General features: G+C 63.9%; 17 protein-coding genes. 13 read left to right on the top strand and 4 right to left on the bottom strand.

Annotated elements, in window-relative coordinates; genetic code table 11:
* Window positions 1-87 precede the first annotated feature (87 nt).
* The 5 genes from J8I87_RS15010 to J8I87_RS14990 all read left to right on the top strand — a co-directional run bounded on the left by J8I87_RS15010 (window position 88) and on the right by J8I87_RS14990 (window position 7,224).
* Complete coding sequence (locus J8I87_RS15010) at window positions 88-2,310, top strand: polysaccharide biosynthesis tyrosine autokinase (RefSeq protein WP_209932241.1); 2,223 nt, start codon at window positions 88-90, stop codon at window positions 2,308-2,310.
* A gap of 115 nt (window positions 2,311-2,425) precedes the next feature.
* Window positions 2,426-3,553, top strand: a complete 1,128-nt coding sequence (gmd, locus tag J8I87_RS15005; RefSeq protein ID WP_209932240.1) for a GDP-mannose 4,6-dehydratase — start codon at window positions 2,426-2,428, stop codon at window positions 3,551-3,553.
* A gap of 5 nt (window positions 3,554-3,558) precedes the next feature.
* On the top strand, window positions 3,559-4,554 hold the full coding sequence (locus J8I87_RS15000) for a GDP-L-fucose synthase family protein (protein ID WP_209932239.1): 996 nt from the start codon (window positions 3,559-3,561) through the stop codon (window positions 4,552-4,554).
* 107 nt (window positions 4,555-4,661) lie between these two features.
* Window positions 4,662-5,804, top strand: a complete 1,143-nt coding sequence (locus J8I87_RS14995; protein ID WP_209932238.1) for a glycosyltransferase family 4 protein — start codon at window positions 4,662-4,664, stop codon at window positions 5,802-5,804.
* Window positions 5,805-5,916: 112 nt separating this feature from the next.
* Window positions 5,917-7,224, top strand: a complete 1,308-nt coding sequence (locus tag J8I87_RS14990; protein ID WP_209932237.1) for a glycosyltransferase WbuB — start codon at window positions 5,917-5,919, stop codon at window positions 7,222-7,224.
* A 126-nt stretch (window positions 7,225-7,350) separates the two neighbouring features.
* On the opposite strand, the gene J8I87_RS14985 is transcribed toward J8I87_RS14990, so the two are convergent.
* Window positions 7,351-8,004, bottom strand: coding sequence for a hypothetical protein (locus tag J8I87_RS14985; RefSeq protein WP_209932236.1), 654 nt, complete (start codon window positions 8,002-8,004; stop codon window positions 7,351-7,353).
* Window positions 8,005-8,238: 234 nt separating this feature from the next.
* On the opposite strand from J8I87_RS14985, the gene J8I87_RS14980 reads away from it, so the two are divergent.
* Together J8I87_RS14980 and J8I87_RS14975 are read left to right on the top strand one after the other, a co-directional pair.
* Window positions 8,239-8,919 carry a DapH/DapD/GlmU-related protein gene (locus J8I87_RS14980; protein WP_209932235.1) on the top strand — a complete coding sequence of 227 codons (681 nt, stop codon included), beginning with the start codon at window positions 8,239-8,241 and terminating at the stop codon, window positions 8,917-8,919.
* A 250-nt stretch (window positions 8,920-9,169) separates the two neighbouring features.
* The gene (locus J8I87_RS14975) at window positions 9,170-10,915 is read left to right on the top strand and encodes an FAD-dependent oxidoreductase (RefSeq protein WP_209932234.1); all 1,746 of its coding nucleotides are present in this window, start codon (window positions 9,170-9,172) and stop codon (window positions 10,913-10,915) included.
* A 36-nt stretch (window positions 10,916-10,951) separates the two neighbouring features.
* Here J8I87_RS14975 and J8I87_RS14970 read toward each other — a convergent pair whose 3' ends face one another.
* Both J8I87_RS14970 and J8I87_RS14965 read right to left on the bottom strand, forming a co-directional pair.
* Complete coding sequence (locus J8I87_RS14970; protein ID WP_209932233.1) at window positions 10,952-12,199, bottom strand: glycosyltransferase; 1,248 nt, start codon at window positions 12,197-12,199, stop codon at window positions 10,952-10,954.
* 82 nt (window positions 12,200-12,281) lie between these two features.
* The gene (locus J8I87_RS14965) at window positions 12,282-13,790 is read right to left on the bottom strand and encodes an O-antigen ligase family protein (RefSeq protein ID WP_209932232.1); all 1,509 of its coding nucleotides are present in this window, start codon (window positions 13,788-13,790) and stop codon (window positions 12,282-12,284) included.
* A gap of 413 nt (window positions 13,791-14,203) precedes the next feature.
* Between J8I87_RS14965 and J8I87_RS14960 the strand changes: the two genes are divergently transcribed.
* On the top strand, window positions 14,204-15,349 hold the full coding sequence (locus J8I87_RS14960; RefSeq protein WP_209932231.1) for an acyltransferase: 1,146 nt from the start codon (window positions 14,204-14,206) through the stop codon (window positions 15,347-15,349).
* 55 nt (window positions 15,350-15,404) lie between these two features.
* Here the strand turns inward: J8I87_RS14960 and J8I87_RS14955 are convergent, their stop codons facing one another.
* Window positions 15,405-16,670 carry a glycosyltransferase gene (locus J8I87_RS14955; protein ID WP_209932230.1) on the bottom strand — a complete coding sequence of 422 codons (1,266 nt, stop codon included), beginning with the start codon at window positions 16,668-16,670 and terminating at the stop codon, window positions 15,405-15,407.
* 357 nt (window positions 16,671-17,027) lie between these two features.
* Between J8I87_RS14955 and J8I87_RS14950 the strand changes: the two genes are divergently transcribed.
* From J8I87_RS14950 to J8I87_RS14930, 5 genes are all read left to right on the top strand, one after another.
* Window positions 17,028-18,275, top strand: a complete 1,248-nt coding sequence (locus tag J8I87_RS14950) for an oligosaccharide flippase family protein (RefSeq protein WP_209932229.1) — start codon at window positions 17,028-17,030, stop codon at window positions 18,273-18,275.
* Complete coding sequence (locus J8I87_RS14945) at window positions 18,275-19,339, top strand: glycosyltransferase (protein WP_209932322.1); 1,065 nt, start codon at window positions 18,275-18,277, stop codon at window positions 19,337-19,339. The genes J8I87_RS14950 and J8I87_RS14945 overlap by 1 nt, the downstream gene beginning before the upstream one ends.
* A 347-nt stretch (window positions 19,340-19,686) precedes the next feature.
* Window positions 19,687-20,397 (top strand): methyltransferase domain-containing protein, encoded by a 711-nt coding sequence (locus J8I87_RS14940; protein WP_209932228.1) that lies wholly within the window; start codon window positions 19,687-19,689, stop codon window positions 20,395-20,397.
* Between the two features lie 400 nt (window positions 20,398-20,797).
* A complete protein-coding gene (locus tag J8I87_RS14935; RefSeq protein WP_209932227.1) occupies window positions 20,798-21,952 on the top strand; it encodes an SGNH/GDSL hydrolase family protein in 1,155 nt (384 codons plus the stop codon).
* Between the two features lie 6 nt (window positions 21,953-21,958).
* Window positions 21,959-23,122 (top strand): hypothetical protein, encoded by a 1,164-nt coding sequence (locus J8I87_RS14930; protein ID WP_209932226.1) that lies wholly within the window; start codon window positions 21,959-21,961, stop codon window positions 23,120-23,122.
* Window positions 23,123-23,130: the final 8 nt, after the last annotated feature.

Genomic DNA, 23,130 nt, shown 5'->3' with positions numbered 1-23,130 from the left:
GCGGCAAGACATGCGTTGCGTGATGCGGCAACGGGGGTGCATTCACGCAACGCTTTCGACATTGTCGGTATTCGATGGATCACGCAAATGGCTATCAACTTTGACAACCGCTATACGGACGTCAGTTCGGACGAGATGCATTTAACGGACTATTTGCAGGCCATCGTCGCGAACTGGAAGTCGATCCTGCTGATCACGCTGGCTGTCACGGCGCTCGGCACCGCGTACGCCTTTCTGGCGACGCCCGTATATCGCGCGGACGTGCTGTTCCATGTGGTGGACAAGGCCGATAACAACAAGCAGGACGGCCTGAAACCGCTGACGGGCATGTTCGACACGAAGCCTTCGACGGCAGCCGAAATCGAGTTGATGAAGTCGCGGCTCGTGACGGAAGAGACCGTCAAGTCATTGCACCTCGATATCGCTGCGCGGCCGCATACGCTGCCCGTCGTGGGTGGCCTGCTCGCGCCGCTGATGAACGGCAAGTGGGGCATCAAGCTGCCGCCGGCCTTGCAGATGCCGAGCTATGCGTGGGGCAAGGAAAGCATCAAGGTGTCGCAGTTCGACACGGCGAAGGATATGTACGACAAGGACTTCACGCTGATCGCCGGCCGCAATGGCGACTTCGTGCTGAACAACCCTGATGGCGTCGCGATTCTCGAAGGCCGGGTCGGCGAGAACGTCGTGCGCGAAACGCCTGCGGGCCCGATCTCCCTGCGCGTCGACGAACTCGTCGGCGCCCCTGGCGCGCGCTTCGACCTGACGCGCGCGTCGACGCTTACCACGGTCGACCGTTTGGGCAAGTCGATGGATATAGGCGAATCGACGCTGCAATCGGGCGTGATCCGCGCGAGCCTCGAAGGACACGACCCGAAGCTCACGGCCGACATCATGAACAACATGGCGCGTGAGTTCATTCGCCAGGATGTGGAAAGCCGTTCGTCGGAGGCCGAGCACATGCTCGCGTTCCTCGACCAGCAACTGCCGCAGTTGCGCAAGGAACTCGACGCCGCCGAGCAGCGCTACAACACGTTCCGCAACCAGCACGGCACCGTCGATCTGAGCGAAGAAAGCCGCCTGCTGCTGCAACAGATCGTCGACAACAAGACCAAGCTCGTCGATCTGCAGACGCAGCGCGCGGAGATGTCGCAGCGCTTCACGGCGAATCACCCGGCCGTGGCGGCGCTCGATGCGCAGATCAGGACGCTGCAGGGCAACCTCGCGGGCATGGGCAAGAGCGTGCAGACGCTGCCCGATACGGAACAGACGGCGCTGCGCCTGTTGCGCGACGTGCATGTGGACACGGAGCTTTACACGAACCTGCTCAACAGCGCGCAGCAACTGCGGATCGCGAAGGCGGGCCAGGTAGGCGACGTGCGCATCGTCGACTTCGCCGAGGCCGCGGACGACCCGGTGCGTCCGAAGCGCTTCATGGTGATTTTGATCAGCTTCGGCGCGGGCCTCTTCATCGGCATCGTGTTCGCGTTCGTGCGCAAGACGCTGTATGGCGGCGTCGAGCGTCCGGACGAACTGGAAGCCGCGCTGGGCGTTCCCGTCTTCGCCGTCGTGCCGCGCAGCGAGCAGCAACTACGTCTGCAGCAGGACGTGATGATGCGCCGCCGCGGCCTGCACGTGCTCGCCGAACAGGCGCCGCAGGACATCGCGGTGGAGGGCGTGCGCAACCTGCGCACCTCGCTGCAACTGACCGTCGACGACAACCAGAACAACGTCGTGATGCTGACGGGCTCGCGTCCGGACGCGGGCAAATCGTTCCTGTCGGTGAATCTGTCGGCGCTCGTCGCCTCGACGAGCAAGCGCACGCTGGTGATCGACGGCGACATGCGGCGCGGCGACGTGCATTCGCACTTCGGTTTGCAGCATCAGCCGGGGCTGTCCGATGTGCTGCGCGGCGGCGACCTGCAGTCGTCGATCCAGCGCGAGGTGCTGCCGGGCCTCGATGTGCTGACGAAGGGTTCGCTGCCTTCGCATCCGTCGGAGCTGCTGATGAGCAAGCGCTTCGAGTCGATGCTCGAGGAACTGAAGAAGCAGTACGACCTGATCATCATCGATACGCCACCCGTGCTCGCCGTCACGGACTCGACCGTGATCGGCAGGCACGTGGGCACGACGTTGCTGGTGATTCGCCACGGACGCCATCCCGTCGGCGAGCTCGCCGAAACGGTGAAACGGCTGCGCAACGGCGGCGTGAATCTGCAGGGCGTGTTGCTGACCGACGTACCGCAGGCGGGCGCATTCATCGGCTCGGGTTATCGCGGCGGCTATTACGGCTACGAAAGTATTGCAGGCTAGAAGCGGCTGGCGTCTGGCGGGCCGTGAACAGCCCCGACGAACATTATCCGCGTTTATCTCGCATGGGACCGAGTAGGCGCTCAAGCGCCGACTCCGATCGATACAGGAGAAAACGATGACCCAGAAGGTTGCCTTGATTACCGGCATCACCGGCCAGGATGGCTCATACCTGGCGGAGATGTTGATCGACAAGGGCTACGTGGTGCATGGCATCAAGCGCCGCTCTTCGTTGTTCAACACGGACCGGATCGACCACCTTTACCGCGACGTTCACGACCCGGACCAGCGCCTGCAACTGCATCACGGCGACCTGACCGATTCGACGAGCCTCTTGCGCATCATGCAGCGCGTCGAGCCGGATGAAGTCTATAACCTTGCGGCGCAGAGCCATGTCGCCGTGTCGTTCGAAGAACCGGAGTACACGGCCAACGCCGACGGCCTCGGCACGCTGCGGTTGCTCGAAGCGATCCGCATCTGCGGCTTCGAGAAGAAGACACGTTTCTATCAGGCGTCGACGTCCGAACTGTATGGCCTCGTGCAGGAAGTGCCGCAGCGCGAGACCACGCCGTTCTATCCGCGCAGTCCTTACGCCGTCGCAAAGCTGTTCGCGTACTGGACGACGGTCAACTACCGCGAGGCGTACGGCATCTACGCGTGCAACGGCATCCTGTTCAATCACGAATCGCCCGTGCGCGGCGAAACGTTTGTCACGCGCAAGATCACGCGGGCCATCGCGCGTATCGCGGTCGGTCTGCAGGATCAGCTCTATCTCGGCAATCTGTCCGCGTTGCGCGACTGGGGCCATGCGCGCGACTACGTCGAAATGCAATGGATGATGTTGCAGCAGGAAGCCCCCGATGACTTCGTGATCGCAACGGGCGTGCAATACAGCGTGCGCGAATTCGTGCAGCGCGCGGCGACGGAACTGGGCATTACCGTGCGCTTCGAAGGCAGCGGCTTGCATGAAGTGGGCATCGTCGAGCATGTCGAGCGCCGCCAGCGCAGCGAAATGCGCGTGCAGCCGGGCGACGTGATCGTGCGCATCGATCCGCGCTACTTCCGTCCGACGGAAGTGGAAACGCTGCTCGGCGATCCGTCGAAGGCGCAGCAGAAACTCGGCTGGCAGCCGATCACGACGTTCGAATCGCTCGTCAAGGAAATGGTGCTGTCCGACTATCAGATCGCGCGGCGCGATGCACTCGTCACGCTGGCCGGCTTCAAGGCGCTGGAACATCACGAGTAACGGCCATGGACAGGAACGCACGCATCTATGTCGCGGGGCATCGCGGGATGGTCGGCTCGGCTCTCGTGCGCAAGCTCGAGGCGAGCGGCTATCGCAACCTGGTCACGCGCACGCATGCCGAACTCGATCTCACCGATCAGGCCGCGGTGAACCGCTTCTTCGAGAGCGAGCGGATCGACGTCGTGCTGCTGGCGGCGGCGCGCGTCGGCGGCATTCTCGCGAACGCGACGCAGCCGGGGGAGTTTCTGTACGAGAACCTCGTGATCGAAACCAACGTGATACACGCGGCGTATCGCGCGAACGTCGACCGGCTCGTGTTCTTCGGCTCGTCCTGCATTTATCCGAAGCTGTGTCCGCAGCCGATCCGCGAGTCGTATCTGCTGACTTCGGAACTGGAGCCGACCAACGACGCGTACGCGATCGCGAAGATCGCGGGCCTCAAGCTGTGCGACGCGTACAACCGCGAGTACGGCACGCGCTATGTCGCGCTGATGCCGACCAACCTCTACGGTCCGAACGACAACTACGACCTGAAGAACAGCCACGTGCTCCCCGCGCTGATCCGCAAGGCGCACGAGGCGCGCGTCAACGGCGACCCTTCGCTGACGGTGTGGGGCAGCGGCACGCCGCGGCGCGAGTTCCTGCATGTCGACGATCTCGCGGCGGCGACGCTCTTCGTGCTCGAACATGACGTGAACACGGGCGTCTTCAATGTCGGCGTGGGGGAAGACCTGAGCATCCGCGAACTCGCCGAGACGATCTGCGGCGTGGTGGGCTTCGAGGGCGAATTGCAGTTCGACGCGAGCAAGCCGGACGGTACGCCGCGCAAGCTGCTCGACGTGTCGCGTCTGGCGGAAATGGGCTGGCGCGCGAGCATCGGCCTCGCTGAGGGAATCGCCAATACGTATCGGGAATTCGCGGCGAAGTACGACGAGAAATCTGAAGAGAAGCACGGGGAGAAGTTGGCCGCGCCTTCATTTGCGATGGCCGCACGCGCCTGATGAACCGCTCCTGGTGACGGACGTTGCCTGGGACCGGGATGAGGCGACGTCCGTTCTTTTTTTTGCCGGGAGATCCGCCAATTTCGATCGAAAGAGGACTATAAGAAATGCAAGCGTCAGTCACGATCTTTCACAACGTAGTGTGGTCACGGCATAAGGGCGCCGTGTTCTCCGCGTTGCACAACATCTCGGCGTCGGGAGCGATCCGCTACTCGATGGTGCAGATCGCGGACACGGAGCACGATCGCCTCGGCTTTTCGGAGGTCGACTATTCGTTTCACCGCTATCCGATGCACAAGCTCTTCGACGGGTGCTACGAAGACGTGCCGACATGGCGGATGACGGCGCGTCTCGTGTGGGAAGTGCTGAAGGCCAAATCGGATCTGATCGTACTGCCCGGCTATCACCGCCCCGAGTATTGGGCGATGCTCGCCGCTTGCATCCTGACGGGCAAGCGCCGCGCCGTATTCTGCGATTCGACGGGACGCGATCGCCCCAAGCGCCTCCTCACGTCGATTCCGAAACGCGTGTTCTTCTCGCTGTGCGACGGCTATTTCGGCTTCGGCGTGCGCAGCCGCGAATATCTGATGTCGCTTGGCGCGAAGAGCGACAAGATCTTCATTCCGTGCCAGGCGGCCGCGCTGCCCGTCACGTTCTCGCCCGAGCGGGCGCTGGCCGAGCGCGTGAGCTACCGCTCGGACAGCGCGCCCGTGTTCCTGTTCGTCGGGCGTCTTTCGGAAGAAAAGGGCATCACGACGCTGATCGACGCGTTCGGGGGGCTCGGCAAGCAACTGCCCGGCGCGCAGTTGCGCATCGTCGGCACGGGGCCGCTCGAAAGCGCGTTGCGCAAGCGGGTCGCCGAACGGGACATGAACCGTTCGGTCACTTTCGTCGGCAGCCTCCAGGACGAGCCGCTGTCGCGCGAGTACTACGGCGCCACCTGTCTCGTGCTGCCGAGCCGCAGCGAGCCGTGGGGGCTCGTCGTCAATGAAGCGCTCGCGCATGGTTGCCCTGTCGTGGTCAGCGACAGCTGCGGCTGCGTGCCCGAGCTCGTGCACGAAGGCGTGAGCGGCTACGCGTTCAATCCGGGCGATGTCGCAGGTCTGCAACGCACGCTGCTTAAAGCCACGGAAGCATTCGCGGACGCGGAAGCGACGGCGCGCCGCTGCATGGACGTGATCCGGCGTTTCGATCCGCCGTACGCCGCGGCCAACATCGCGCGCGGTTGCGCGCTGATGCTGAGCGACTGAGATCGGCTGAGCGCGGCAAAGGCTGGAACGTGCCGGCCGCGACGGGGTAGCGGGAAAGGGAGGCGTAGCGCTGTGCGCGGCCGCTTACGGACATTCGCTGTGGATGTCGAATATGAAAATTCTGATCTATGGCCTCAATTACGCGCCCGAACTGTCCGGTACCGGCAAGTACACGGCCGAGATGGCGCAGATGCTGGCCGAGTGCGGTCATGAGGTGCGCGTCGTTTGCGCGCCGCCGTATTACCCGGAATGGAAGGTCGGGGCAGGCTATGCGATGTGGCGCTACCGACGCGACGTCATGCTCGGTGTGCGGGTCTGGCGAGCGCCCCTATGGGTGCCCGCGCGGCAAAGCGGTCTGAGACGGCTGCTGCATCTCGCGTCGTTTGCGGTGTCGTCGTTGCCGCTGCTCGCGAGGCAGATCCCCTGGCGTCCCGATGCCGTGATGCTGATCGCGCCGACGATGGCGTGCGCGCCGGGCGCGCTGGCGCTCGCGCGCGCCGTGGGCGCGAAGGCGTGGCTGCACATCCAGGACTACGAAGTCGATGCCGCCTTCGATCTCGGCCTGCTGAAGAGCGGGGTCGCCGCGCGTCTGGCGTATTGGGTCGAGCGCTCCGTCCTCAAGCGCTTCGATGTCGTGTCGTCGATTTCGAGCCAGATGGTCGAGCGCGCGATCGGCAAAGGTGTCGACGCGCAGAAGACCGAGCTGCTGCCGAACTGGGTCGACACGCGCGTCATCTTTCCGCTTGGCCGGTCGAGCGAGTATCGCGAGACGCTCGGCATTGCGGCTCACAACACGGTGGTGCTGTACTCGGGGAACATGGGCGCGAAGCAGGGCATCGAGACACTCGCGGCCGCGGCCGCGGCGCTTGCCGCGCGCGAGGACATCAGCTTCGTGTTCTGCGGCGACGGCGCGGCGCGCGACGACCTCGTCAAGCGTTGCGAGGGCCTGCGCAATTGCCGGTTCCTGCCGTTGCAGCCTGCGTCGTCGCTGAACGAACTGCTCAACGTAGCGGACATTCACGTGCTGCCGCAGCGCGCCGACGCCGCCGATCTCGTCATGCCGTCGAAGCTGACGGGCATGCTCGCGAGCGGCCGCGCGGTGATCGCGATGGCGCATCCCGGCACGGCGCTGTATGAATCCGTCGAGAACAACGGCGTGGTCATTCCGCCCGAGGACACGGGCGCGCTCGTCGATGCGATCGCGACGCTCGCCATCGACGGCGCACGGCGCGCGAGGCTCGGCGCGGCAGGAAGGCGCTATGCCGAAACGATGTTCTCGCCGCTTTCGACCCAGGTCACGCTCGACGCGCGTCTTGCCGCGCTCACGGGCGGCGAACTGCCCGCCGCGCGGCCCGTCGCGCCGCCGATCGCCGATAGCGGCATTCTGCAGGCACGGGTCAAGGAGTCGGAAGTGGAGTGAAGCGCCGGCGTGCCGGCGATCCGATGCATCAAACGCGAAGGCCACATTCGGCCTGCACTCGTTGCAAGTCGAATGTGGCCTTCGTTCGTTACGTAGAGCGGCTCGTCGTCGACGCGGCGCCGACGCTCACCAGGGCGATCGATACAACGTGCTGCCGGCGCGGTTGCTATAGGGCGCGCCATAAACCGACGCGGCGGCAGCGCCCACGCTTGTGTTGTTGGCCGCGCCGCCGCGCTGTCCCGCTGCGCCCGCGCCGGCACCACCCGCATCCGCCGCATTTGGCGCATTCGCGCCGCCACGAGGGGGCCGCTTCGCGGCGGCAGGGGCTTGCGCGGGGCCATTGCCGCCCGCGGCGACGGGGCCGCCTGCGGCCTGCGTATTGGGTTTCGCGACGCGCATCCGTTCGCTGTTCATGAGCGCGTCACGTTGCGCGTCGGGCGTGGCGCCCTCCACGCCATATTGATCGATCGACGTCTTCGGGCCGCCGAGCAGACGCTGACTATCTTCCTGCACGCGCTGTGCGGCCGTCTTTTTGGGCGGCGCGCCATTGGGGCCGTTCGGGCCATTTGCGCCGTTTGCTCCACCCGCGTTGTTGCCCCGGGCGGCAGCCGCCTTGCCGTTGCCTTGTGCGGCGTCGTTTTGCGCCTGAGCCTGCGCGTATGGCGAGAGTGCGACAGCTGACGCAATCGCGAGCGGCATCAGCAGGACGCGGGGACGAGCGCCGAAGCGCAACAGATATTCGAGCGGCGAGGCGTGCCGCGAACGAGGATGAGCGGCCATCGTCGTCTACCTCCAGTGCAAACATCGTGTAGCCATGCGTGCATGGTGAACCGGAGAGTCCGCACCGATCCGCCAAAAGACCGCACGGCACGGCCAGCCGCCTTCCATGCGGATGTGCGGGCCAGATAATCGACTGCATGGGGCGCGCGATACACCGGGCGTGCGACACGCGGAATACCCGGACCTGTCGAACCGTATACACAAAAGCGGCGCCTTTCTCGATTGGAGAAGACCATGAACAATCCGATCGGCTCCACGATCGATCAGAACGCGCACATGCAGCAGCGCGATGCCGCGCAGCCATCCGTGCCGGCCACTGCGCCGCCGCCTTCGGGCGACAGGCAGACGGGCCGCGTGATCGACTTGAGCCGCGCGGGCAAGGGCAACTACGTCGCATCGCGCGGTGTGCTGACCGAGCTCATCTGGTTCGTGCTCGAAGCTTGCATCATCAACAACAAGCTGCTTCCCGTGTCGGCCGTGCGGGTCGCGCTGCTGCGGCTGTTCGGCGCGAAGATCGGCGCGAACTGCCGGTTCGTTCATCCGATCCGCGTGAAGGCGCCCTGGAACCTGAGCGTCGGCGACAACTGCTGGTTCGGCGTGGATGTATGGATCTACAACCAGGCGCCGATTCGCATCGGTTCGAACGTCTGCATTTCGCAAGGCGCGTTCTTGAGCGCAGGCTCGCATGACATGCGAACCAATATGGACTTGCGCGTTGCGCCCATCGTCATCGAGGACGGCGTGTGGATTTCGTCGAAGTGCGTGGTGCAGATGGGCGTGACGGTGGGGCGGTCGGCCGTGGTCACGCCGCTATCGGTCGTGCACCGTTCGCTCGAAGCGGAGGGCGTGTACGGCGGCAATCCATGCCGGTTCATCCGCAAGCGCTTCGATGAGGAGGCGAGCGGCGCGTCATAGCACGCATGCGGTGCATGCTTCTGTCTGCAGGAAGCGCGATGTTGGCGGATGAACGGACCAACTGGGCGCCATCATCCTACGTAAGCATTGCAGGCACGGGAACGAAGTATGCAAGCGCCGCGACGGGGCGTCCCCGCGGTACGCGGCTGCACCGCGAACCTGTGGCTGCACGGGTGGCGAGGGACCAGAACGGACGCAGTCTTACGCGGCCGTAGAAGGTACGAAGAGAACACCAAGCCGGGAGCAGCGGATGTTTATCGATACCCGCAGTGTCGAGCAGGGCGTTGTTGTGTCAACGACGGTATGCATCATCGGGGCTGGCGTCGCGGGTATCACGCTCGCGATGGAACTGGACAAGGCGGGCGTCGAATGCTGCCTGCTCGAAAGCGGCGGCTATAAGGCAGACGACGAGACACGCGACCTTTATCGCGGCGATAACGTCGGCATCCCCTACACCTTCGCGGACGGCTGCCGCAGCCGTTTTCTGGGCGGCAGCAGCAATTGCTGGGGCGGCTGGTGCCGGCCGCTCGACCCGTGGGATTTCGACAGGAAGGATTGGGTCGCGCACAGCGGCTGGCCGTTCGGCCTCGAAGAACTGGCGCCGTACTACGAGCGCGTGCATACGCTGCTCAAGCTCGGACCGCACAATTTCGAACCGGCGTGGTGGGAGCAGCAGATCAACCGGCATGACGTGCGCCGCTATCCGCTGATGTCGGGCAACGTGCGCGACACCATCTCGCAGTTCAGCCCGCCTGTGCGTTTCGGCAAGGAGTATCGGGAAGCGCTGGCGCGCTCGAACCGCGTGCGCGTGTTTCTGTATGCGAACGTCGTGAACATCGACACCGATCCGCAGGCGACGGAAGTCACGGGCGTCGATGTCGTGACGCTCACGGGCAAGCGTGCGCGCGTGAATGCGAAGGTATTCGTGCTGGCGACAGGCGGCATCGAAAACGCGCGCCTTCTGCTGATATCGAACAAGGTGCAGGCGGCGGGCCTCGGCAACGGCAACGATCTCGTGGGCCGTTATTTCATGGATCATCCGCGCGTGATGACGGGCAACGTGAAGTTCTCCAAGCAATGGGCGCGCAACAAGCTGTACGACATCAAATACCACTATCAGAACCCGGCCGTCGCGGCGCATGGCGCGCATATCTCGTCGCAGTTCGCGCTGACGCACGACGTCATCATGCGCGAGAAGCTGCTCAACTCGCGCGTGTGGTTCTTCTCGCGCTTTTTCGGTGAGGGCAGCGCAGGTTCAGAGGCGCTCATCCGTTGCCGCGAGGCGCTGCATCGCAAGGAACAGCCGGGCCGCCGCGCGCGCGACGACTACCTGACGATGGCAGCGCATCCGGTCGACACCATCGGCTTTGGCCTGACGCGTCTGCTGCAACTGCGCGCGCTGATTTCCGACGTGAAGCTGCAGGCGATCGTCGAAGCGGAGCCGAATCCCGACAGCCGCGTGACGCTCTCCGATCGCAAGGATCGTCTCGGCCTGCCGCGCGTGAAAGTGGACTGGCGGCTCACGGAACTCGTGCGGCGCACGTTCGACCGCACGTTCACGCTGCTCGCCGACGAACTGAAGCTGATGGGCGTCGCCGAAGTCGAACTCGAAGAGCCGCTCGAAGGCCGCGCGTCATGGCCGGGGAAATTCGAAGGCACGTGGCATCACATGGGCACGACGCGGATGCACGATTCACCGCGCGAAGGCGTCGTCGATCGCGACTGCAAGATGCATGGCGTGAGCAATCTGTATGTGGCGGGCAGCTCCGTCTTCCCGACGGTCGGCGCAAACTTCCCGACGATCACGATCTCGGCGCTCGCACTGCGTCTTGGCGAGCATCTCGCGCAACGGCTGGGCAAGCCGGACACGGCAACGGTGCTGCCCATCGTCGATGCGGGCGCGCGGTTTGGCGCGATGCCGAATCTCGATCCCGTCGAGCTGCCGATCGCGGCGCAGTCGCTGGTGCAGACAGCTGGGGGGAACAAGGCCGTCTAAGCGATAGATGCCCGTCGCACGACGGGCATCCATGACTCAATTCACCGACGGATGCTTCTGCGCCGGTGCCTTCGACGCAACGGACGCCGCCCCCGACGCATTCTGCTGCACACCCGCCGTGCGCGTCGCCGCGGCCGTCTGAGGCTGCAACAGCGCCGTCAGCCCGTCCACCATACTGGCGATTCCAAAGCGCGCATCGAAGGTCTTACGCGCCTGCTCGCGCATTTTTGCCTTGCTGACGGCGTCGAGCGAATGCCAGTTCAGCAGATTGCGCTGCGTGCCGCTGACGGTATCGCTCGATACAAACCCCGCGTGATCACTTTCCACTTCACGCCACACGCCCACCCTGTCCGACAGCAGCACGGGCAAGCCGCACGCGAGCGCCTCCGCGACGGCCACGCCGAAGTTCTCCTGGTGCGACGGCAGCGCGAACACGTCGCTCGCATAGAACGCGCCCCACTTCAGGTCGGCCTGCAACATGCCGGGCCATGTGACGCGCTCATCGAGGCTGCACGAACGCACGAGCGCCTGCAACGGGCGCTGCCAGCCCGTCGGATCGGGACCGGCGATCACGAGATGCGCATCCGGGTCGCGCTGCGCGTGATCGGCGAACGCGTGGATCAGCAGGTCGCATCCCTTCTTCTCGTGGATGCGTCCGAGAAACAGCACGATCCGCTTGCCGCGCAACTGCGGATACGCGCTCAGGAACATTTCGCGCAGCGCCTGCGCATGCGGCGGCGGCGGGTTGGTGCCGAATGGCACGATGCATTCGTTCGCGCGATACAGCCAGAACGACTGGCGCGCAAGCAGCCGCTCTTCCTCGGTCGTGAAGATGACGGCGGCCGCGTCGCGCAGCACGCGGTAGTCGGCCCACGGCCAGTACGCCCATTTCTTCAGATGCTTGAGCGGGTAAGTGCGCTTGAACCACGGGTCCAGCATGCCGTGCGTGTACACGTAGTACGGCACGTTCGACGCGCGCAGCGCGCGCCACGCGCCAAAGCTATGGTATTGCCAGAGGCCGTGCACGATCACCGCGTCGAAGCGCTGCGCTTCCCGGCCGAGCCATCCGGCGAAGTGAGGCGTGTAGCCGTAGACATTGCGCCCGGGGCCCAACGCATGCACGGGCAACGGAAAGTCCTGCACGTGGGACGCATCGGGCGCGTCGAGCGACGCCACTTCGATTTCATGACCCAACGACGCCATCGCGACACCGCTCTGTCGTACGCCTTCAGTCGGGCCGCCTGCCCGCGGGTCGACTGTGGAAAGTAGATGAAGAATTTTCATTGGCAAGCGATACGGCAAAGTGAATACGGCAAAGTGCGAAAGGTGTGGGCGACCCGAACGGACAGCGCTCATGCCGCATCCGTCATGCGGACGCGGGCATGCCGCGCTGACGCACGTCATGCGTGCGCCCCGGCTCGAATGGCCCGGTGTCGGCGGAGCAGGGAAGCGCTTCGTGCTGCGCAGCGGATGCAAAAGGCGCGGGCCTTGGCGGCTGCGTCGGGGGCTGTGTCGATGGACGTTTGACGGTGGCGGGCGTGTTCGCCGGCTGCGGCGGTATCACCGGCCCGAAGCGGGCACGCGTCTTTGCGTCCAGTTCGCGCTGCAGCCGGCAGTACATGGCGACGGTGAGCCCGAGCGCGATACCGAACACGAGCCCCGAGAAACGCGGCCCGAGCGGATTGCCGCCGATCGACGTGGCGGGCAACGCGGCAAGCAGCAGGATCGCGCGGCCGAACACGGGCAATAGCGGCGCGCCGGGACTGCGCCAGCGCCAGCGCCGGTACGCGAGCGTGCACTGCCAGAGCACGACGAGCACCGCGAGCGGCAGCGCAATGCCGAACAGGATGCCGCCCGCGAACAACTGATAGATCCAGAAGTTATGGCCCGCTGCCCATTCGCGGATCGCGTAGAAATCCTTCTCGCTGATCTGTCCGGCGAGATCGGGCAGATACTGCGGCGAATAGCGGTAGTAGTGGCCGTAGCCTTCGCCGAGCAGCAGCGATTGCGTCGACGACGTGACCTGATCGAACTGATCCTTGATTTCGGCGAGACGCGTGATCGTCGTCGGGTCCTTGCGGGTTTCGGTGGCGGCCGCCGCGTCGAGGCGCTGCGTCCAGTGTTTGGTGACGCTCGGAAAGCTCCATACGGCGACGGCGGCCATTGCGCCGAGCACCAGACTGACGACGAACATCCGCATCGCGGAGCGCACCAGATAACGCAGCGACGGCGCGTTCATCCATGCGGCCATCAGGATCAGCGTCACGGTGCCGACCAGCAGGCTGCGCGTCACGCTCAACAGCTCGACGACCACGGTGCCGAGAAACACGGCGAGCATCAAAGGTGAAAAACGCCTTGCGAGCATGAACTCGTGCAGCAACACGCCTTGCAGGCCGAGCAGCGTCACGGAGACGATCCGGTATCGCACCTCGGCGAGCGCGCCAAATCCGCCGCTCGTCGCGATGCCGAAAATGAACGTGAAAACCAGGCTGATCAGATTGGCCCAGAAGAGCGCTTTTTCCATCTCGCCGATGCGGGTTTCATGCCAAGGACGGCACGCGACTTCGTAGCCGAGCATGAACAACAGGAAGGGCAGGATGACGCGCATGTAGTTGCCGAAATCGTTGCCCTGCACGAACTGCGAAATCAGGCTGCACGGCACGCTCAACATCAGGCAGAGCGTCACGAAGCTGCGCAACGGCGAGGTATGACGAAAGCGCGGCGCGATGAACATCAGCGCCACCGAGGCAGTGAGCGTCGGGGCGACGAGCAGCACCTGGGCGGCGTGGCCCGAATCGGCATCCGGGGCCTTGTAATCGAGCGCGAGCGGGACGATGCACATCCAGATCCACAACGTAGCGTACTTGTTGCGCATCGACGGTTCCCCCTCTCCCAATGCGGTGCGTTGATCGTGACGTCGGCGGCGCGCTCGCCACCATCCAGTCTGAATATAAATGGGCGGCTTACGGTCGAGTCCGGACGAGGCGTATTTCGCCTGGGTTCTGGCGGGGTCGCACGATGCGGCCGGACAGCGACGGTCAGAGGGTTTGGCGGATGTCACCAGGCTGTCCGACAACGACGGCAAGTTGGCGCACGAGTGCAAGGCCAAGCAAGCAACATGACTGGAATAGCGTGCGAAAAAGCGCCCGCTGACACCGCTTTGCATCGCGCGATGCGTCAGTGGCGCGGCGCAAGCAGGGCGAGTGGATTTTCCGCGCCGCGCCTCTCGAACAAGACGGGCGAATGGCGTCGAACCAGGCGTCGAATAAGGCGTAGAAGGGGGCAGGCATGAAGTTATTCGGCAGCGCGCAGTCGATGGTGCGGGGCAGATCCGTCGAACTCGACTTCGTGCGCGGCATCGCGATCCTCGCCGTGATGGGCTTTCACTTTCATACGGTGCAGACGGGCAGCACGCTGATCGCGATCATCGAGTATCCGCTGAAGAACTTCGGCCGCGAAGGCGTGAACCTCTTTTTCACGCTAAGCGGGTTTCTCGTCGGCGGCCTGTTGCTGCGGCAATACGCGGAGACGGGACACGTCGACGCGCGCCGCTTCATCGTGCGCCGGATGTTCAAGATCTGGCCTGCGTATTACGTGCTGATCCTCTTTCACGCGATCGCCGGGCGTCATCCGTTGGATACGTTTCTCTGGCAGAACCTGACACATCTGCAGAATTACTTCGGCACGTCGATCTCGCAGACGTGGAGCCTTGCCGTCGAAGAGCATTTCTATCTGATCCTGCCCGCCGTGCTGTTGCTGTTCGCGCGCTGGAAGCTGCGCGCGGGATCGATCATCGGCGTGCTGGGCAGCATTTGCGCGCTCGTGCTGGTCGCCCGCTGCATCGTCGTAGCGGGAGGCAACCTCGACGCCGCGTTCTTCTATACGCAATACCGGATCGATAGTCTCCTTTACGGTGTCATCCTGGCCGCTATCTACTGGATGAAGCCCGACGTGTATCAGAGCATCGCGAAACGCACGGGGTTGCTGCTTGCCGTGGTGGGCGTGCTGGTCGCATGGCTCGCGTTCGCGACGAAGCATGTTCCCCTCGACGAAAGCATCGGCTACACGATTCAGGCGATCGGCTTTTGCGCATTCATCGTGCTGATGCTCGAGCACTCGGCAAAGGTGCGCAATGCCTTCCCATATCGGGCGATGGCGTGGCTTGGCGTGTACTCGTACGGTATCTACCTGTGGCATTCGCTCGCGCTCGCACCTGGCGACATGGTGATCCGCAAGGCGACGGCACTCGGCTTGCCGCCCGTGGCCACGTGGGTGGTCGCGCTATCCGTCCAGGCTGCGATTGCGATCATCGCGGGCTATGTGATGACCCGCGCCGTCGAGTACCCGTTCCTGCGGCTGCGCAACGCGCTATACCCGGCGAAGCGCAATGCGTCGGTGCGCGAGGAGATGCCCGTCGGCGGGCAGTTGTCCTGATACTGATATCAGATCATTGAGTGCCGCGTGCCGCACGCGGCGCGCGAGTGCGCGCTCAGGCGCGCATCTCGATCGCCGCTGCGATGGTCTGACGCAACGTTTCCTTGAATTGCCCGAGCGTATTGCGGGCGAGCATATGGTCGAGCGGACGCTGATGCATGATGCCTTGTTGCCAGCGCGCGCCGATTTCATCGATTGCACGCTTGATCGATGCCGCCGACAGATCGTGCAGGCACGGCCCGAGTTGCCCATCGCGGCAGAACCAGCCGATCAGTCCGTCGCTCGTCGCGATGACGGGCTTGTCGAAGCGGTACGCCTGCACGAGTACGCCGCTCATGCCGTAGTGGCCCTTGTACCCGAGCCATACGATATCGCAGGCGGAGAACAGGTCGCGTTCGGTCTCGTTCGAAATGAAGCGGTCGAGAATGACGGGCGCAGGCTTGAGGATCGGAATGAACGCACGCATGAAGCCGCGAATGTCCGGGTCCTGCTCGCCGGCAAGCAAAAGCGTCGGCGCGTCTTTCATGCCCGCGAGCGCTTCGGCGAGCTCGCAGATGCCCTTGCGTTCGCTGATCGAGCCATAGACGAGCAGATAGCGGCCGTTGCGATCGAGCCCGAGCCGCTCGCGCGCGACGACGGGATCTTCCGCTGTCGCGTCGGGGAACGGATCGGCGACATACGCGACCTTCGCGCCATGCTTCGGGTTCGCGCGGCCCACCCATTCGTGCAGCGTCGGATCGATCGACAGCAGCGCGCGCAGGCCTTTCGTATGCACGGCGCGGCGAAACAGCAGCGACTTCACGAGATTGGCGACCGGGCGCCCCGGCGTGCGCACGCCGACCTTGCGATGGTGGAAGGTCGCGCGCATCGTGATCGCGATCCACGGCGCCCTGCCGAACGGCGTGCCGAGCAGCGGCAGCGCGTGAAAGAAGTAATCGACGTACGGCACGACCACGAGGCGGACCCGTTCGACACGCTTCACGGAATCGTAAGCGAGCTTGAAATACGCGTGATAACGCGCATAGCTGTTGCGTTTGATGCCGAGGCCGCGACGCTGGCCTTGTCCGTCCGGATCGACGAATGCGATCTGCAGATCCTCGCGCCCGGCGGCCATGATCTCGCGCGCGAGCCGGTGGTCCTCATTCGAGTTTTCCGTCACGACGAGGCACGGATGACCGGATTCGAGACAGGCTTGCGCGATCCATTCGACATAGCGCCAACGGTGTCCCGTGAAGCTCGGCTCGATGATGACGACATAGCCGAGCTTTGCGGCATCGGCAATGGGGGCATCGACGGGCACGAGATGGGTTGCGCGTTCCATGGCGATTGCGGGAATGGGTACTGCGCTCACCTTAGCATCACGACCCCGGCGTGAACCGACAATTTCGCCATATCTTTGGCGAGAACAGACAGCCGTTCAGGCCGCTTGCCGAATCTGACTGACTGATGGCGTCCGCATGCGAATCCGGCGGGTTACCTTGACGTACGGCACGCGTGCGTTGCCGGGCAAGGCTGTGCCGCCTGCACGCGGCTTTTGGCGTGAGGAATGCCGTGGCGGAATGTGCGGCGCGGCCGGTTTGCATCGGCCGTTCCGCGCGTGCTGTTTTGCATCTGCGACATGCGGCGCATCTGATTGCGACATGACGGTATGCAGCGACACGAATCAAGGAGAAGAAGATTGCGAACGATGAGGCTACCGGCGTTTTCGTTCAGAGCGGGCCTGGGTTCGAGTGCGGCGACATGGGTGTTGTTGCAACAGGTGTTGATGCGCGGCTTCGTGGCCATCAAGTTTCTCGCGATCGGCCGCATTCTCGGCCCGGAAGCGATCGGCAGCGTGAGCGTCGCGCTGCTCGCCGTCGCGATCGCGGAATCGCTGTCGGACACGGGCTTGTCGCAGGCGGTGATCCAGGGGCGGGCGGCGCCGACGCGCGACGAACTCGGCGCCGTATGGACCACGCTCGCGACGCGCGGCGTGCTGGTCGGCGCGGCGCTCGTGGCCATCGCGCCGCTGATGAACAGCCAGTTCCATCTGGGCGGCGCGCTGCTGCTGCTGCAACTCGCGGCGCTATTGCCGCTGCTGCGCGGCGTCGCGTCACCGGCATACTACGTCGTGCAGCGCGACCGCCGGTTCCAGCACATCGCGCTCGTCGAGATCTCGGCGGCATTCGTCGACTGCTGCTGCGGGCTCGCATTCGCGCTGGCGGGTGCGGGTGCGTATTCGGTGCTGATCGGCATGATCGTCGGCGAGTCGCTGAAAACGGTGCTCACGTGGATCACGATGAACCCGCGTCCGCCCATTCGACTGCGCTGGTCGGGTATTGGCCATTACATCGGATTCAGCCGGTGGATCTGGGCAGGCAGCGTCGTCAACCTGGTGCTCAACCAGTTCGACAAGGTGGTGGTCGGCAAGCTGCTCGGGCCCGCGCAACTCGGCGCCTATCAGATGTCGTCGCGGCTTGCGCAGATGCTGCTCGCCGATGCCGCGATCGCCATGTCGCAGTACCTGTTCCCGACATTCGCCGCCCGCCACCGCACGGACGCGCACCACGCCGCGCGGCTTTTCAGGCGCTATATCGGCGTGGTCGCGCTGGGGTTGGTGGTCGTCGTGATCGTGCTGCGGATGGCGGCGCACATGCTCTTCTCGCTGATCCTCGGCCCCGCATGGCTGCCCGCCGTCCCGCTATTCAAGATCTTCGTGATCAACATGGCGATCGGCGCGCTGATCGCCGTGCTCGTCGCGTATCTGCGCGCCGTGGGCGACGCAAAGGCGACGACGCAGGCCTCCGTGATCCAGGTGTTCGTGCTGCTCGCGTGCGTGCCCCCTGCGACGCATTACTGGGGCGTGACGGGCATCGCGTGGGCGATGACGCTCGGCCTGAGCTCGGCCGCGTCGTGGATGGCGTACCGGACTGCACGGGTGCGATGATGCGAATCCTTCATCTCGTGCTGGAGCCGCGTCTGTCGGGCGCGGAGGTGCTGGCAAAAGATCTCGCGATTCACCAGCAGCGCGAGGGCAGCACGGTGAGCATGACGGCGCTGCTGCCCGAGCGTCCCGACTTTGCGGCGCTCACGCGCGAGATGGTCAAGCATGGCGTCGAGTGCGTGTTTCCCGCGAGACGTTCGAGTTTGCCCGTCAAGCTGATGCATCTGGCGGGCGTGATGCGGCGCTTCCGGCCCGATGTGGTGTTCGCCCACGCGACGATCCCTGCATTCTATGCACGCGCGCTTCCGAGCAAGGTGCCCGTCATCTACGTGATGCATTCGGCCGTCAACGACTTCGAAGGGGCGCTATTTCGCAACGTCGAACGGCTGTTGTCATCGCGGGCGAGAGCCGTGATCGGCGTATCGCCGGCGAACCTGCGCGACTATACGCGCTGCGTCGGCTCGCACCCGTTGCTGACGATGATTCCGAACGGCGTCGACACATCGCGCTTTATGTTCGACGACCGCCCTCGCGCCAACGGCGCGCCGGCGCAGATCGTGCAGATCGGCCGCTATACGTCGGTAAAGAACCAGTTGCAGACCGTCCATGCATTTCGCGACGTCGCCGCGCAGGTCAATGACGTAAGGCTGCAGTTGTATGGCGTGGTCGAGGACCCGGCGTATCTGGCCGCGATCGAGGATCTGGTGAAGAAGCTCGGGCTCGAAGAGCGGGTGAGCGTAGATGGCCCGAATTCGGACGTGAGCGGCGTATTGAGCATATCGAACGTGTTTGCGATGCCTTCACGCTCGGAAGGGCACAGCGTTGCGTTCCTGGAAGCGCTGGCGTCGGGCATTCCCGTCGTCGCCAGTGCGATTACGCCGTTTCAGTTCGCGAAGACGCTGCCGGGTGTGCAACTCGTCGATACCGATAACACGGCTGCCTATTCAGCCGCATTGCTGGCGGCGCTCGCGCAGCCGAGGGTGCAGCGCTCGCTTGCCGGATTGACGTTGCAGGACACCGCGCAACGGTATCTGGCCATCGCGCAGCAGGTCGTCGCGAAACTCTAGCCTTGCGGGTCAGGCAAGTTTTACGCGCGCTGTCTGTTGCGAGGGGAACATTCGGCCAACATCTCGGCCTTCTCCGACACCTTACGGAAGTGCCCGGGAATTGCTGCGCGATCTCCGTACAATGACGATGTTGCAGAGAAATAATTACGCATCGGCTTACATCGCGGACTGCGCGCATGCCGGTTCGATGGCGCAGCGCCCGATCCAATGCGGCAGGTTTCTCGTCGCGGCGCAATCGCGACGAGACAGGTTCATTGCATTCGACTGACGGTATCAGGAGGCGTACCGAAACGCGATCACTCGAAGTTTCGAGCCTGAGGAAATCAAAAATAACCGAGGTGCCAGAGATGCGAGACATTCCGTACGAGGAGCAAACCATCCGATCCGCCAATCCTCTGGCCCGGTATGCGCACCGGGAACGACTGGCGAAAGGGCTCCAGCTGGCCAATCTCTTTAGCGGCCACGCAAGCGTAGTCATCGATTTCGGCACAGGCCAGGGCGAGTTTCTTCACCGGCTGGGGCAAATGAGGCCTGATGTCTCGCTGATCGGGTATGAGCCTTATATGTCGCCCATCTATCCGGAAGTCCGCTATGTCGAATCGATGCAATCCGTCTGCGATGCGTCGGTGGATGTGTTCACGGCTTTCGAGGTATGCGAACACCTGCATGCGCAGGAATTATCGCAACTGATGGCCGATGCCCAGCGCGTCATGAAGCCGGATGGCACGTTCATCATCTCGGTGCCGATCATGTACGGCGCGGCCGTCGTGCCCAAGGTCCTGAACTGGATGATTCGTCATCGCAAATGGCAGACGGAATACACCCTCTTCGAAGTATTGAAATCGGCTGTTGGCTTCAAGGTTGCAAGGCCTTCGAATCCGCGTGTCACACATAAGGGATTTGATTTTCGCGAGCTGATTTCCGAGGTTGGCCAGTGGTTTGAAATCCGGCAGATCGAATTCAGTCCAGTCGCGTTGCTGCCCTGGTGGCTTAGCTCCCAGTGCTTTCTGATGTGCCGCCAGCCGGCGAAGGCAGGGTTGCGGAAATCGACTATGTGATGGCGCTCGATGGCCAGCCCGGCGGGGTAACTTACAGAGAGGCCAGCGCGTAATTGGAACGATGGATGTTGGGTCATTAATGAGGATGGCTATGGAAATCCGCTGTCCCGTTTGATGGTAAATGGAAGGTGCGAAATACCAATAAGGCATGCGGATGAGAGTAGGAGTAAGGCGCTAAAGCGCCAACTCTCGTCGACTCGCTATGGGGCCGGTGTAGGCGCTGAAGCGCCAACTCCGGCCGACATACCGTGGGACGAGAGTAAGGCGCTAAAGCGCCAACTCTCGTCGACTCGCTATGGGGCCGGTGTAGGCGCTGAAGCGCCAACGCCGGCCGACATACCGTGGGACGAGAGTAAGGCGCTAAAGCGCCAACTCTCGTCGACAGGAGACCGAGACAACCATGAATGCGCGCACGCAGGCCACCGAGGCGCCTGGGCTGCACAGGCGGTTGATGCAATACGACCCAGTCCTGGGCTACCGGTTTGCACCCGGCCTCAAACTCCGGATTCCCCATGAAGGCGGCGGCTATCTGGTCAAGACCAACCGCGATGGCTTTCGCTGCGAACATCAGGTGACGCCCCGCAAGAACCGCGCGCATCGTATCCTCGTCTTTGGCGATTCGTACACGGCAGGCGACGGCGTCAGCAACGGCAAGCGTTACGCCGACGTCCTCGAAGAGCAACTGCCCGACACCGAGGTGCTGAACTTCGGGCTGAGCGGCAGCGGCACCGACCAGCAGTATCTGATCTTCCAGCAGTACGCCGGGAAGATCGAGTACGACGCCGTCGTCATCAGCGTGCTGGTGGAGAACATCCAGCGTAATGTCCTCAAGGAACGCGGATGGGCGGACCGCGCCGGCGAAGCGATCCGCGTGCCCAAGCCCTGGTTCGAGCTGTCTGCCGGCGGCGACGGGCTGACCCTGACGGGTCAGCCCGTCGCGCAGCCCTACAAGCCAGATCAGCCGGACGCGCCGCAACGCGGCATCGCCTCGCTGCGCTCGAGCTTGCGCAAGATGGTCAACAAGATGGGACCTGATTTCAAGGACCTGTGCCAGCGGTTGACCAAATTCCAGCCCCTTCCGGAATACGGTTCCGCCAGCAACGACGGCTGGAAGCTCATGCAGGCCATCCTCCAGAAGTGGGTGTCGGAGATTCCCGTGCCGGCGGTGATCGCCGTCATGCCCGTCTATCAGTATGTCGAAGAAACGGCGAGCTACAAGGACATCCGGCAGCGTTTCGACGAGCTCGCGCAGTCGATCGATGTGCCTGTCCATCACGTGCTCGACGACATGCTGCGCCATCCCGCCGGGACGAGAAGGCAGTTGCGCTTCCGGATGGATTGCCATTTCACACCCGTTGCACACAAGCTCATCGGGCAGGCGCTGGCCAACGTCGTTGCGCCGCTGCTGAAGGTCGACGCGACACGCGATGCGAATCCAGCGTCCCCCGCCGTTCAAGAAACGGGCGATGCGCGGCAGGCGACGCGAACGGACGATATCGGTAACGAGGGGATGGCAGCCGTACGGGCGTCGCCATCGAAAGGCCTGAGTACGTGAGGGCATATGGGCGGCGTTCTCGATACCGACATCTGCGGCATGGCTCAATGGGCGATCGTCGATACGTTGTACTTCGATTCGATGCGGCATTGCTTTGTGCGAGCAGATATCGAAATCGACGGTGCTCGCATCGCGCGGATCTTGCCGCCCGGCACGTCGCGGCGGGCCTGTTCGCTGGCGGGCGAGACGACGGTGTGTCTGCCCGGCCTGATCGACTCCGACGTGGGCCCGCTTCACGAAGACTGGGACGACTATTCGCAGCAACTCGCGTTGCACGGAGTCACGACAGCGGGCGTGTTTTGCGCGAGCCTTGCCGAATGCGTGGCGTGCTGCGGGCATGACGGCGTGCGCCGGCTTCTTTACGTGGAAGTCGCGGAGCGCGGCGCAAGCAGCGACAGCGAGACGGCCGCCGTCCAGCGTGCGCTGGAGAACTTCGTGCGCGTGATGAATTCAATCAGGCTCGGGAGCTGCGAGGTTTTTCCCGCGGTCGTGCCGGGCGAGATCTGGTCCGCGGCGACGCTGCTCGCCGCCGCGTCGATTGCCGAGCGCCTCGGCAGGCGACTGTGCGTGCGCCTGAGCTCGACGACGGGCGACGCGAAGCGCTATAAGGAGACGCGCTACTTCACGGAGGTGGGGCTGCTGTCCTACCTGTCGCTGTTATCGCAGGCGACGATCTTCAATCTGTCGCAACTGACTCGCCGCGATGTGGCGATGGTGAACGAATCGTCGGCGAACGTGGTATGCGCACCGGGCGCCGTCAGCGAATTGTTGCTGGAGCAACACTTTGCGCGCTTGTCGTTGCACGACCGGGCACTGGGTTTCTCGATCAGCGGCCATGCAGTGGGGCGCGCGGATCGCTACGAGTCGCTCGTGTCCCTGTCGACCGCGCTGATACACCAATCCTGCGACGCCGTGGCGACATGCAATGTCGTAGTCGATGCATTGACACGTTCGGCGGCGCAGGCGCTCGGCATTGCGCATATCGGCGCGATCGCGGCGGACATGAAGGCCGATCTATGCCTGTACGACCGTCCCGCCGATCTCGCCGAAAACGGCGACAGCCGCGATTTCATCAAGCTGCTCGCGCACGGCAAGCCGCGCGACGTGCTGATCGACGGCGCGCCGATGGTGCTCGACGGCGCCATCGTGCGCGAGCGGGAGCAAGCGTAGGCATCGGT

Source organism: Paraburkholderia sp. LEh10, from assembly GCF_017814945.1.
Taxonomy (GTDB): domain Bacteria; phylum Pseudomonadota; class Gammaproteobacteria; order Burkholderiales; family Burkholderiaceae; genus Paraburkholderia.
The sequence above is the reverse complement of the archived record's forward strand: the minus strand, read 5'-3'. Positions and strand labels throughout refer to the sequence as shown.

Bases quoted from the DNA above. Each gene is read 5' to 3' on its own strand.
- J8I87_RS14955 (WP_209932230.1), bottom strand. From the start codon at position 16,670: ATGGAACGCGCAACCCATCTCGTGCCCGTCGATGCCCCCATTGCCGAT.
- J8I87_RS14985 (WP_209932236.1), bottom strand. From the start codon at position 8,004: ATGGCCGCTCATCCTCGTTCGCGGCACGCCTCGCCGCTCGAATATCTG.
- J8I87_RS14940 (WP_209932228.1), top strand. From the start codon at position 19,687: ATGCGAGACATTCCGTACGAGGAGCAAACCATCCGATCCGCCAATCCT.
- J8I87_RS14995 (WP_209932238.1), top strand. From the start codon at position 4,662: ATGCAAGCGTCAGTCACGATCTTTCACAACGTAGTGTGGTCACGGCAT.
- J8I87_RS14965 (WP_209932232.1), bottom strand. From the start codon at position 13,790: ATGCGCAACAAGTACGCTACGTTGTGGATCTGGATGTGCATCGTCCCG.
- J8I87_RS14935 (WP_209932227.1), top strand. From the start codon at position 20,798: ATGAATGCGCGCACGCAGGCCACCGAGGCGCCTGGGCTGCACAGGCGG.
- J8I87_RS14930 (WP_209932226.1), top strand. From the start codon at position 21,959: ATGGGCGGCGTTCTCGATACCGACATCTGCGGCATGGCTCAATGGGCG.
- J8I87_RS14980 (WP_209932235.1), top strand. From the start codon at position 8,239: ATGAACAATCCGATCGGCTCCACGATCGATCAGAACGCGCACATGCAG.
- J8I87_RS14945 (WP_209932322.1), top strand. From the start codon at position 18,275: ATGCGAATCCTTCATCTCGTGCTGGAGCCGCGTCTGTCGGGCGCGGAG.
- J8I87_RS14970 (WP_209932233.1), bottom strand. From the start codon at position 12,199: ATGAAAATTCTTCATCTACTTTCCACAGTCGACCCGCGGGCAGGCGGC.
- J8I87_RS15000 (WP_209932239.1), top strand. From the start codon at position 3,559: ATGGACAGGAACGCACGCATCTATGTCGCGGGGCATCGCGGGATGGTC.
- J8I87_RS15010 (WP_209932241.1), top strand. From the start codon at position 88: ATGGCTATCAACTTTGACAACCGCTATACGGACGTCAGTTCGGACGAG.
- gmd (WP_209932240.1), top strand. From the start codon at position 2,426: ATGACCCAGAAGGTTGCCTTGATTACCGGCATCACCGGCCAGGATGGC.
- J8I87_RS14960 (WP_209932231.1), top strand. From the start codon at position 14,204: ATGAAGTTATTCGGCAGCGCGCAGTCGATGGTGCGGGGCAGATCCGTC.
- J8I87_RS14975 (WP_209932234.1), top strand. From the start codon at position 9,170: ATGTTTATCGATACCCGCAGTGTCGAGCAGGGCGTTGTTGTGTCAACG.
- J8I87_RS14990 (WP_209932237.1), top strand. From the start codon at position 5,917: ATGAAAATTCTGATCTATGGCCTCAATTACGCGCCCGAACTGTCCGGT.